Annotated in this window: 6 protein-coding genes; 1 reads left to right on the plus strand and 5 read right to left on the minus strand. The window is 68.6% G+C overall.

Annotated features, from left to right (window positions below; all coding sequences use genetic code 11):
- Positions 1–10 precede the first annotated feature (10 nt).
- From pqqA to D3H34_RS28360, 4 genes are all read right to left on the minus strand, one after another.
- Positions 11–85, minus strand: coding sequence for a pyrroloquinoline quinone precursor peptide PqqA (gene pqqA, locus D3H34_RS34945; RefSeq protein WP_013539171.1), 75 nt, complete (start codon positions 83–85; stop codon positions 11–13).
- A 37-nt stretch (positions 86–122) separates the two neighbouring features.
- The gene (locus tag D3H34_RS28350; RefSeq protein WP_119557891.1) at positions 123–2,348 is read right to left on the minus strand and encodes an outer membrane protein assembly factor BamB family protein; all 2,226 of its coding nucleotides are present in this window, start codon (positions 2,346–2,348) and stop codon (positions 123–125) included.
- A 92-nt stretch (positions 2,349–2,440) separates the two neighbouring features.
- Positions 2,441–3,505, minus strand: a complete 1,065-nt coding sequence (locus D3H34_RS28355; protein ID WP_119557892.1) for a ThuA domain-containing protein — start codon at positions 3,503–3,505, stop codon at positions 2,441–2,443.
- Positions 3,506–3,695: 190 nt separating this feature from the next.
- On the minus strand, positions 3,696–4,703 hold the full coding sequence (locus tag D3H34_RS28360; protein ID WP_119557893.1) for a TRAP transporter substrate-binding protein: 1,008 nt from the start codon (positions 4,701–4,703) through the stop codon (positions 3,696–3,698).
- Between the two features lie 143 nt (positions 4,704–4,846).
- On the opposite strand from D3H34_RS28360, the gene D3H34_RS28365 reads away from it, so the two are divergent.
- Positions 4,847–5,629, plus strand: a complete 783-nt coding sequence (locus tag D3H34_RS28365) for an IclR family transcriptional regulator (protein WP_119557894.1) — start codon at positions 4,847–4,849, stop codon at positions 5,627–5,629.
- A 16-nt stretch (positions 5,630–5,645) separates the two neighbouring features.
- Here D3H34_RS28365 and D3H34_RS34060 read toward each other — a convergent pair whose 3' ends face one another.
- Positions 5,646–12,017: a prealbumin-like fold domain-containing protein gene (locus tag D3H34_RS34060; RefSeq protein ID WP_205736826.1), complete on the minus strand. Its 6,372-nt coding sequence runs from the start codon at positions 12,015–12,017 to the stop codon at positions 5,646–5,648.
- Positions 12,018–12,069 lie beyond the last annotated feature (52 nt).

The raw sequence follows: 12,069 nt of genomic DNA on the forward strand, positions 1-12,069 counted from the left end.
GTGCTCGCGCTCAGCGAGCGGAGATGTACATCGTGATTTCGAAGCCGAAACGCATTTCTTCGAACTCAGGCTTGCACCATTTCATCGCATTGCTCCTTCAGTGGTTGGGGTTGAGGGACATTTCAATACACGACGACTTTTCCCGTCGGACGCGGGCTATGGCAGTCGTTGTAAAAGTATTCGCCCGGCGTGTCAAAGGTGTGGGTCGCCGACTGGCCCGGCGCCAGCCTGAAATTGAACCGTCCTTCGAAGAACTGCGTGGCGCAGTGGGTGTTGGCGTTGGTGCCGGGATTGGTGAAGGTCACGACGGTGTTCGCCGGCACGCGCATGAAGGTTGGCGTCATGGCATTGACGGCCGTCGACTCGGTGGTGCCGGGTTCGTTCGCCGGCGTCTGCACGCGCGCCAGGAACACGGTGTTCGGCGTCGGCAAGGCCGCGCCCTCCACCGCCGCGCCCGACACGGGCCGCCGCACCACGGGCGGCGTGGGCGTGGCGGCCGCCGTCACCGCGCCGCCGACCTTGAAGGCCCACAGCCGGTCGCCGCGCGGTGCCGAGTCGCCGTACGGAATGCTCGTGCCGCCCGAGAACACGGCGATGTACTGCTCTCCGTCGATCTCGTAGGAGACCGGGCTCGCGCTGATCGCCGCGCCGGTCTGGAAGCGCCACAGCTCGCTGCCGTCCTGTGCGTCGAGCGCCAGCAGGTTGCCGTCGGGCTGCCCGATGAACAGCAGGTCGGAGGCCGTGCTCAGGATGCCGTTGCCGTGCGCCACCGAGTACGGCAGCGGTTTCTTCCACTTGACGAGGTTGGTGCTCGGGTCGACCGCCACGACCGCGCCTGTCATGTAGGTGCCCGGCGGGCGCAGGCCGTTGCTCGACTCGATGAGCGAGTGCGCCGCCGACACGTAGCCCATGCCCGTGTAGACCAGGCCCGTGCGCTGGCTGAAGGACTGGTGGTTCCAGTTGGCACCACCGCCATGGCCCGGAATGGACAGAATCGGCACATCCCAGTGCGCGTCGTACAGGCAGCCCTTCGTGTAGTTGGGCACCGCGCGGTTGGGGTCGCCCGGAATGGCCGTGCCCAGCGGCTGGTCGACGATGCAGGTCTCGGTCCAGGCGCCCTGGCGCGGCAGGGGCTGCGTGGGCCAGCTGGCCTGGCGGGCATCCTGCTTCACCGGCACTTCGTCGATGCCCAGCGGCGCGCTGCCGTCCTTGCGATCGAGGATGTAGTACATGCCCGTCTTGCTGCCGTAGATGACGACCTTGCGGTCCTTGCCGTCGATCTTCACGTCCGCGAGCACGGGCGACATCACGTTGTCCATGTCCCAGATGTCGTGGTGCACCGACTGGAAGTGCCACTTGTATTCGCCGGTCTTCAGGTCGAGCGCGACGATGGAATTGGCGAACAGGTTCTGGCCCGGACGGGTGCTGCCGTTCTGCGACGAGCCGCCGCGCACGTTGCCGAAGGTCCAGTAGACCAGGCCCAACTCGGGGTCGACCGCGGGATGGATCCACGGCGTGGCGCCGGTGCGGTCGGTTTCAGGGGCACCGCCCCAGGTGTCGTAGCCCAGCTCGCCCGCGCGGGGCACGCCCCAGAACGTGGTCAGCACCTTGCCGGTGAGCGCGTCGGCCGAGAACGCGGCGCCGCGGTTGCCGTCGTTGGTGCCCAGGTACAGGCGCTTGTCGTGGTAGACCAGCGCGACCTTCTGCAGCGCGCCCTTGTAGTCGGGGTCGGTGCTGCTGGTCGGGTACTGCTTGATCCAGGCGACGGCGCCGGTGTCGGTGCGCAGCGCAACCAGGCGGTTGCCGGTGGCGACGGTGAACACCAGGCCCAGGTCCTTCGCGACGGCCACGCCGCGGCGGGTGATGTTGCCGTAGGGCGTGGTCCACTTCCATTTCGTCACGCCGGTCTTGCCGTCCACCGCGACCACGTTGCCCGGTGCGGACTCGATGTAGAGCACGCCGTCGACGACGACGGTCGTGCTCTGGTTGTTGCCGGTGGTCATGCCACCTTCGATCTGGTTGACCCAGGCGCCGCCCAGCTGCGTGACGAGGCCCTTGTTGATCTTGCGCAGGCTGGAGTAGTTCTGGTTGCCCAGGTTGCCGCCGACCTTCGGAAAGTCCTTGTCGCCGGCGGTGCAGCAGTCCGACAGGTCGGCCGCGGGCGCGGCGGCAGCGGGTGGCGATGCGGGCGGCGGCGCGCTGGAAGACGGCGGCGGCGCGGGGGCCGGCACCACGGGCAGCACGGGTGTGCCCCCACCGCCGCTGGAGCCGCCGCAGGCAGTGATCAGCAATGGCGATGCGAGCACGCCGCACGAGATCAGCAGCGTGACCAATGATTTTTTCTTCATGGAAAGTCTCTACTCGGTGAACGTTGGAACAGAGGTGTTCGAAACGACCGGTGCCGCGCGCACGGCGCCGCACCGGCCCCGGGAGGCGGTCGTTACTCGGTGGTGCAGAAAGGTGTCAGGCCCATCGCCGACTTCACGCCTTGCACGACGAGCTTCTGGAATTCGATGGCGCCCACGCCCGACAGGTCGGCGGTGAACGAGTGGGCGTTGTGCCCGAGGGTCGTGAGCCAGGCGCGGCCGCCGTCGTAGTACTGGCACCACGCGACCGGATGGAAGTCGGCGTGGCCGGGATGCGGCGCGGAGGTGAGCGGCTTCAGCGTCGAGGTGTCGACCTTGGCCAGGAACTTCACCTTCGTCGGGAAGGGCATCAGGTTGTACCACTCGTCCTGGAACGAGAAGCGCTTGGGCACGTCCTTCGTCGAGGGGTCGTCCGAGACGATCTCGACGTCGCCCGCGCGGTTCGGCCCGTGGTTGTAGAAGTTCGCGTTGCCCAGCAGGCCTTCGTAGTACGGCCAGTTGTATTCGGCACCGAAGGCGTTGTGCAGGCCCACGAAACCGCCGCCGCGGCGCATGTAGTTGCGCAGCGCGGTGCGCGCAGCGTCCTGGCTGGTGCTCACGGCGCCGTTCCACAAGGTGTCGCGGTTCGAGCTCGCGAAGATGATGGCCTTGTAGTTGTTGATGCGGCTGCCGAGGATGGCCACGTCCTCGGTCCAGTCGACCGTGATGCCCTCGGCCGACAGCATGCGCACCAGGCCGGCCTGCATCACGTTGTCGGGGTTCATCGCCGGGTTCAGGCCGGTGCCCATCGGCGTACCCAGCACGGCATGGCGCGGACCCGCCGTGCGCGAGTAGATCAGCACGCGGTCGGGTGTCGTGGCGAAGGCGCCCCAGTCGTTGTAGCACTTGGGATTGGTGCCTCGGCAGACGTTGTAGTACTCGTCGAAGCTGTCGTCGACCTCCGCCACCGGCTCGGTGGGCGTGGTCGGCGCCTCGTCCGTCGGCGCGGGCGGCGGCGCCGACGCGGCGGGCGCAGGCGCCACCGGCAGGATCGGCAAGGCCGCGCCACCGCCGCCGTCGCCTCCACCGCAGGCACTCAATGCCAGCGCGAGCGCGGCGGTCGATGCAAGTCCGAAGGGAATGGGTCTGGAATGTTTCAACGGAGTCTCCTCTTAGTGGTATCGATGGCGGAATCGAACGGGCGCGCGCGCCCAGGGCGTAGCGCTGCGCCGCAGGGGCCGGCAGGCGCAGACGTGGGGGTGACGGGAAGTGCCGGCGGGAACGAAGAAGGGATTCGTCGTCAGCCGTGGATGCCGTGCGCGATGAACGCGCGCGGCCGTGGGTCGCTCGCTACTTGCGGATGCGCGCGAGCTCGTCGTTGTAGAGCTTGACGATGGCGGGGTCGTACTGTGCGGCGAACTTGTCGACGACGGGCTTGGCGATCTCGCGCATGCGCTTCTGCTCGGCAGCGGAGAGTTCGTTGAACTGCGCGCCTTTGGCCTGCAGGTCGCCCACGGCCTTCTGGGCTGCGGCGCGGCTGACCTGTCGCTGGTAGCCGCGCGCTTCGTTGGCCGCGTCGTTCATCATCTTCTGCTCGGCGGGCGTGAGCGAGTCCCAGAACTTCTTGCTCACCAGCACGATGTTGGCGGCGTACACGTGATTCGTGGCGCTGACGAACTTCTGCACTTCGTAGAACTTGTTCGACAGGATCACCGCATAGGGGTTCTCCTGGCCATCGACTGCCTTGGCTTCGAGGGCGCCGTACAGCTCTGCGAAGGGCATGGGCACCGGATTGGCCTTGAAGGCCTTGAAGGTCTCCAGGAACACGGGGTTGGGGATCACGCGAACCTTCAGGCCTTCGAGGTCTTCAGGCCTGGTGATGGGGCGCTTGCTATTCGTGACGTTGCGAAAGCCCAGGTCCCAGTAGCCCAGGGCGACCAGGCCCTTCTCGGGCAGCTTGGCGATCAGCGCTTGGCCCAGGGGGCCATCGAGCAGCGCATCCGCTTGCGCGAAGGAATTGACCGAGAAGGGGAAGTCGACGAGGCCGAACTCCTTGACGATGCCGGCCAGGGAGGTGGTGGCGGGAGCGGACATCTGCTGCACACCGCCCTGGAGCGCGGACTGTTGCTGCATCTCGTTGCCGAGTTGGGAGGCGGGGAACTCCTGGACCTTCATCTTGCCGCCGCTCTTGGCCGAGAGCAGTTCGGCAAAGCGCTTGACGCCGAAGCTCACGGGGTGGTCGGCGTTGTTCAGGTGGCCGAAGCGGATCACGCGCTCCTGCTGCGCCTGCGCGAGCGCAGGAACGACCAGGGCGAGTGCGAGGCCGGCGGTGGCCAGCGAGCGGTAAAGCGTTCTCAAAGTTGTTCTCCAGCTTGCGATGTGAGCGATGCATGTCGCAGGCGCTTCACCAGCGCCTTCGACCCCAGGCGGCGCGATCTTATCGACTAAGTGGAAAATCTTTCTACTAGTGAAAACACTTGGCAAAATGCTAGAGTCGTCGCATGACCGCCATACTCGAACGCAGCTTCAAGGTGCTCGAACACCTCTCCGGCCACCCCGAGGGCCGCGCGCTTTCCGCGCTCTCGGCCGAGCTGGAAATGCCCTTGAGCGCCACCCATCGCCTGCTGAGCGAACTGGTGCGCTACGGCTATGTGCGGCAGGACCAGAGCCATGGCGACTACATGCTGACCATCAAGCTGGTGTCGCTGGGCCTGAGCTTCCTGAGCAACAGCGGCATCGTCGACGTGGCACAGCCGCTGCTCGACCGGCTCGCGGTCGCGTCGGGCGAGCTGGTGCGGCTGGCGGTGGTCGACGGCGACGAACTCACCTTCGTCGCGAAGGCGCAAGGCGCCACGCGCGGACTGCGCTACGACCCGGACATGGGCCTGTCGGTGAACCTCTCGTGCAGCTCCGCCGGCCACGCCTGGCTGTCGACCATGACGGACGAACAGGCGCTGCAACTGGTGGCAAAGCAGGGCTTCGGCCAGCCGGAAGATTTCGGCCCCAAGGCGCCGACCACCGTGAAGGCGCTGCTCGTGTTCCTGCGCGCGGCGCGCAAGCGCGGCTTCTCGATGATCAACGAGGTGTTCTCCCCTGCGATGACCGCCATGGCCGCGCCAGTGCGCGGTGCGCATGGCGGCGTGATCGGCGTCATCACCATCGCAGGGCCGCTGGTGCGGCTCACCGAAGAGCGCATGCTCGCGCTGGGCCCGCAGCTGCTGGCCGCGGCGGACGACGTGGCGCGGGCCAGCGGCGCGTCCGCGCTGTTCAGGCGCAGGGCCTGAAAACCCCGTCGGGTCTTCAGTCCACCTTCACCTGGAACAACACGAAGCCCGTGCCGCCCGGCTCCACCGTGCCGGTGAAGCGCCAGTCGATCGCGCCAGTGCCGCCCGCGGGTTGCGCGGTGGCGCACGCCACCGGCGCGGCGGGCGGTGCATTCGCCGGCGTGCTCTTGACGCAGCCCGTCAGCGACGCGGGCGTGGTGCCCGTGGTGGCGCTCACGAAGGTCGTGTAGCCCGGCGTCATGTCGTTCACCACCATGCTGCGAATGGGCGCGTCGCCGTTGTTCGTGTAGGTGATGCGGTACTCCAGCGTCTCGCCCGACTTGGCCTGGTTGTTGATGCCGAAGCTGCCGCTTTGCGTGACGTTGCGCACTTCTTTCTTCAGCTCCAGCGCCACGCCCGACACCGTGGTTATGTCGTCGAGCGTGAAGCTGCCGCTGAGCGAAGGGTTCGCGTTGGTGTAGGTGAAGTCCGCCTGCACCTTCACCTTGTTGCTCGCGCCCAGCGGGGCCGTGGCGGGAATGAACTCCTGCACGATCACGCACACCTTGCCCGCGAAGGCCACGGGCGTGGCGGCCGCGCTCGGCGGGTACAGCTGCGCCGCGCCGGGCTGCAGGCTGCCGGTGCAACCCGGGTCCGCGAAGATCTTCGTCGTCCAGCCGGTGATGGGCGGCGTGGCCGTCTCGCTCGCGACGCTGAAGCGCACCTGCCCTGCCGTGCCCGCCGTGAAGGTGTGGGCGTACGTGACGGTGCTGCCCGGCAGGCCGGTCTTGGCGCCGTCGGTCGCGAAGGCGCTGTTGTCGACGTCGCCGAAGTTCAGGTTGCTGTGGCCCGTTCCGTTCCAGCTGAAGGCGATGCGGTCGGGCGTGCCGGTGCGCGTGTAGGTGTAGGTGCCGCCTGCGGCGGCGGTCGCCGTGCCTGAGGGCAGCGCGACGTTGCCCACCGAAGCGCCGGTCGACACGCGCGTGCCCGGATTGGTCTCTTCGACGCACATGGCCGAGCCCGTGGCCGTGCCGGCCGGCACGCTCAGGCTGTAGCCGCCCGATGCGTCGGTGAGTGCGCTCGCGTACACGGTGGCGCCGCAGTTGGTCAGCCGCACGCTCACGCCCGACAGCGGGCCTTCGCCGCCATTGACGATGCCGTCGTTGGCCGTGCCGCCGCCGATGCCGTTGTCCAGGAACACGCGCCCACCGACGATGGCCGCGAGCGTGTTGGTGAAGGTACAGACCACCGCGGTGCCGTTCGTGAGGCCTGCCGCTGGCAGCGTGACGGTGCCCGCCACGAGGTCTACGGCCGCCGTCGCTCCGCCCGCCAAGCCCGTGCAGGTCGCGCCCGAGAACGCGAAGCCGCCGGGCATGGAGGCCGCGACTTCGGTCAGCACGGTCTGGGTGTTCGCTGTGGTGAGCGTCTTGATCGCACCCACCACCGTCGAGCCCGACACCGAGACGTTGATGCTGTCCGAGCCGTAGCCGTTGGTGCCGCTGAACGCAAAGGTGCCCGTGCCGCCCAGCGCCTGCTTGCGGATCTGCACCGTCGGCAGGCGGTTGTTGCTGTAGGTACAGACGATGGCCTTGCCGGCATCGCCCGCGCCGATCACCAGCGTATTGCTCGCCTGGCCGTTGGTGCCGCTCAGTGCGTTGGCCGTGGGGCCGCCATCGGCGGTACACGACAGCACGGTCGTGTAGTTCGCCAGCGTGCCCGTGGTCATGGTTTCCGCCGGGAAGGTGATGGTGTTGCCGACCGCAGCCACCACGGCCGTGCCGCTGTTGCCGGCCGTGGGCGCGGTCGCAGTGAACAGGGCCGTGTTGTTGGTGCCACCCGTGGTCGCGCCGATGCTCGCCACGTTGCCCGCTTCGCTGTTCGCGCCCCAGGCCTTGCGCACCTGCAACGTGACCGTCTTCTTCGCGTTCGTGTAGGTACACACGATGGCCTTGCCGGCATCGGCCGCGTCGATCGCCAGCGTGTTGCTGGCCTGGCCGTTGGTGCCGCTCAACGCGTTGGTCGTTGCGCCGCCGTCGGCGGTACATGCGAGCGCCGTGCTGTAGTTCGCGACCGAACCCGTGGTCATCGTCTCGGCAGGCAGCGTGATGGTGCCGCCGACGACCATCGACACCGCCGCGCCACTGTTGCCGGCGGCAGGTGCGGTCGCGGTGAACGCCGTCGTGTTGCTGCTGCCGCCGGAGGTGGCGCCGATGCTGGCGACATCGCCGCTCGTGCTGTCCGCGCTCCACGCCTTGCGCAGCTGCACGGTGACCGTCTTGGGCGTGTTGGTGTAGGTACACACGATGGCCTTGCCGGCGTCGCCCGCGCCGACCAGCAGCGTGTTGCTCACCTGGCCGTTGGTGCCGCTCAGTGCATTGGTCGTGGGTCCACCGCCGGCCGTACAGGCCAGCACCGTGTTGTAGTTCGCCAGCGTGCCCGTGGTCATCGTCTCCGCCGGCAACGTGATCGTGTTGCCTGCCTGCACGGTCACGGCCGTACCGCTGTTGCCTGCCGTCGGTGCCGTCGCGGTGAAGGCGGTCGTGTTGGCCGCCCCGCCCGTGCTCGCGCCGATGCTCGCCACGTTGCCGGCGATGCTGTTGGCGCCCCACGACTTGGCCAGTTGCAGCGTGGCGGTCTTGGGCGTGTTGGTGTAGGTACAGACGATGGCCTTGCCCGCGTCGCCCGCGCCGACCACGAGCGTGTTGCTCGCCTGGCCGTTGGTGCCGCTCAGCGTGTTCGCGGTGGCGCCGCCATCCGCCGTACAAGAGAGCACGGTGTTGTAGTTGGCCAGCGTGCCCGTGGTCATCGTCTCCGCCGGGAACGTGAGCGTGTCGCCCGCGCCCACCGACACGGCCGTGCCGCTGTTGCCGGCCGTCGGCGCCGTCGCCGTGAACGCCGTGGTGTTGCTCGCTCCGCCCGTGGTCGCGCCGATGCTCGCCACATGGCCGGTGGTGCTGCCCGCACTCCAGGCCTTGGCCAGTTGCAGCGTCGCGGTCCGGCGCGTGTTGGTGTAGGCACAGTTCACCGCGCTGTCCGAAGGCATGGTGAAGGTGCGGCTCAGGCCGGCGCCGCTCACCGTCACGGTGCTGCCGTCCGACACCTTGGTACAGGCCAGCGTGGTCGTGTAGTTGGTCGCCAGGCCGGTGGTGAAGGCTTCGGCCAGCGTCACCGTGGCACCGCTGGCTGCGGTGGCCGTGGCGTTGGTGGTGGTGGCTGGCGCGGTGGAGGTGCCGGCGGTCGCGCCCGTCACCTCGGCGGCGCTGCCGCTGACCGTCAAGTTGACCTTGTCGCCGGCGATGGCGCCGCTCCAGCTCTTGCCCAGCGTCACCGCCGCCGTCTTGCGGGTGTTCGCGTAGGTACAGACGATGGCCGTGTCGGCCGCGCCCACCGTCAGCGTGTTGCCCGACAGGCCGCTGGTGCCGCTACAGCTCAGCGCGCTCGTGTAGTTGGCGGCGCTGCCGGTGGTGAAGGACTCGGCCAGCGTGATGACGCTGCCCACGGGAACGGCCTGCGCCGTGCCGGTGTCGGTTTCGGCCGCGGTGTTGGCCACCGAGGCCAGCGTGGGAAGGCCCGTGCCGGTGACGTTCACCGCGTCGTTGACGATGGCGCCCGACCAGGTCTTGGCCAGCGTCACGTTCGCCGTCTTCGCGGTGTTGGTGATCTCGCAGACGATGGGCAGGCCCGCATCGGCGTTGCCCAGGGCCAGCAGGTTGCCGCTGAGCGAGCCGCCGCCGGTACAGCTCCAGGCGCTGGCCGTGTACGAGCCGGCGTTCGTGCCGAAGGGCGTCTCGCCCAGGGTCACGGTATCGCCCACCGCCACGCGCTGCGCGCCGCCGGTGTCGGTCTCGTTGGACGTGTTGGCCGTGGCCTGCAGGTTGAAGGCATAGCCGATGTTGTGGTTCGGGTGCACCGTGCCGGACGCGGTCAGCGTGAAGGCGTCGTTGACGAGCGCATTGACCCACTTCTTGCGCAGCTGCACCGTCGGCGCCTTGGCGTTGGTGACGGTACAGACGACGTTCGAGCCCGCTGCCGTCGCGGCCGCGTTCAGGGTGAACTGGTTCGTGTTTTGTGCCGTGCCGCGCGTCACCGTGCCGCCGCTGCCCATGCCGGTACAGCTCACGTCGGTGATGACGTAGTCGGGCACGCCCGCCGCCGGCACGTAGGCCTCGGTGATCGTGGTCGCGGCGCCCGGCGTGGTCAGCGTCTGCACCGGCCCGTTCACGGCCGTGCCGGACACGGTGGTCGTGATCGTGTGGGCGGCGACGCCGTTGGTGCCCGTGAAGTCGAAGCCGGCCACGCCGCCGAGCGAGCGCTTGGCGATGGTCAGGGTCGACGGCTTGCCGGTGTTGACGTAGGTACAGACGATGGCCTTGCCCGCGTCGGCCGCGCCGATCAGCAGCGTGTTGGCGACCTGCCCGTTGGTGCCGCTCGGCGCATTGGCCGTGGGCCCGCCATTGGCGGTACACGACAGCGCCGTGTTGTAGCTCGCGAGCGAGCCCGTGGTCATCGTCTCGGCAGGCAGCGTGATGGTGTTGCCCGCCACCACGTTCACGGCCGTGCCGCTGTTGCCGGCCGTCGGCGCCGTCGCGGTGAATGCCGTGGTGTTGCTGGCGCCGCCCGTGCTCGCGCCGATGCTCGCCACGTTGCCGGTGATGCTGCCCGTGCCCCACGACTTCGCAAGCTGCAGCGTGGCCGTCTTCGGCGTGTTGGTGTAGGTACAGACGATCGCCTTGCCGGTATCGGCCGCGCCGATCAGCAGGGTGTTCGTGTTCTGCCCGTTGGTGCCGCTCAGCGTGTTGGCCGTAGCGCCGCCACCGGCCGTACAGGCCAGCACCGTGTTGTAGTTCGCCAGCGTCCCCGTGGTCATCGTTTCCGCGGGGAAGGTGATGGTGTTGCCCGCGACCACCGTCACGGCCGCGCCGCTGTTGCCGGCCGTGGGCGCCGTCGCCGTGAAGGCGGCAGTGTTGTTCGCTCCGCCCGACGAGACGCCCAGGCTCGCCACGTTGCCGGCGATGCTGTTCGCGCCCCATGCTTTCGCGATCTGCAGCGTCGCGGTCTTCGGCGTGTTGGTGTAGGTACACACGATGGCCTTGCCGGCGTCGCCCGCGCCGACCAGCAGCGTGTTGCTCACCTGGCCGTTGGTGCCGCTCAGCGCATTGGCCGTGGCCCCGCCGCCTGCCGTACAGGCCAGCACGGTGTTGTAGTTCGCCAGCGTGCCCGTGGTCATCGTCTCGGCCGGCAGCGTGATCGTGTTGCCCGTGGCCACGGTCACGGCCGTGCCGCTGTTCGCAGCCGATGGCGCCGTCGCGGTGAAGGCCGCGGTGTTGTTCGTGCCGCCCGACGAGACGCCGATGCTCGCCACGTTGCCCGTGATGCTGTTGGCGCCCCACGCCTTGGCCAGTTGCAGCGTGGAGGTCTTGGGCGTGTTGGTGTAGGTACAGACGATGGCCTTGCCCGCGTCGCCCGCGCCGATCACCAGCGTGTTCGTGCTCTGTCCGTTGGTGCCGCTCAGGCTGTTGGCCGTCGCGCCGCCACCGGCGGTACACGACAGCACGGTCGTGTAGTTCGGCAGCACGCCGCCGTTCATGGTTTCCGCCGGGAACGTGATCGTGTTGCCCGCGGCCACCGTCACGGTGGCGCTGGTGTTGGCCGTGGGCGCCGTCGACGTGAACGCCGAGGTGTTGGCCGCCCCGCCCGTGGTCGCGCCGATGTTCGCCACGTTGCCGGTCACGCTGATGGCGTTCCACGACTTGGCCAGCTGCAGCGTCGCGGTCTTGCGGGTGTTGGTGTAGGTACAGACGATCGCCTTGCCGATGTCGCCGAGGGCGATCGTCAGCGTGTTCGACACCTGCCCGTTGGTGCCGCTCAACGTGCTCGCCATCGCGCCGCCATTGGCGGTACAGGCCAGCACGGTGTTGTAGTTCGCCAGCGTGCCCGTGGTCATCGTTTCCGCGGGCAGCGTGATGACGTTGCCGATGCCCACGCCCACGGCGGTTCCGCTGTTGCCGGCCGCCGGTGCGGTGGCGGTGAACGTCGCGGTGTTGCTGCCGGCGCCGAAGATGTCGGTGCCGCCCGTGGTGGCCACGATGCGGGCCACGTCGCCGGTGTTGCTGCCGGCCGACCAGGCCTTGGCGAGCTGCAGGGTCACGACGTTGAACTGGATGACCACGAGGCCGTTGCCGCCGGTCGCTCCGGTCAACGAGCTGCGCGACCCGCCCACGCCGATGCCGGATTGGTAGGGCGCGCTGGTGTTGCCCGGATTGGACGTGGCCGAGTAGCTGCCGTTGGCACCGGCAGTGAGCACGCCGCCGGTCACGCCCGTGCCGATGAAGCCCGAGCCGCCGCCGCCCGGCCCGTTGTAGGAACAGCCCGCCGTGACGGGGTTGGGCGTGTTGCTGCACTGGGCCATCCCGCCGCCGCCGCCGAACCAGCCGCCGCCACCGCCACCACCGCCTTCGTAC

The organism is Acidovorax cavernicola, from assembly GCF_003581445.1.

Coding starts and splice junctions, on each gene's coding strand:
- D3H34_RS34060 (WP_205736826.1), bottom strand. CDS start 12,017: ATGGCCCAGTGCAGCAACACGCCCAACCCCGTCACGGCGGGCTGTTCC.
- D3H34_RS28365 (WP_119557894.1), top strand. CDS start 4,847: ATGACCGCCATACTCGAACGCAGCTTCAAGGTGCTCGAACACCTCTCC.
- D3H34_RS28350 (WP_119557891.1), bottom strand. CDS start 2,348: ATGAAGAAAAAATCATTGGTCACGCTGCTGATCTCGTGCGGCGTGCTC.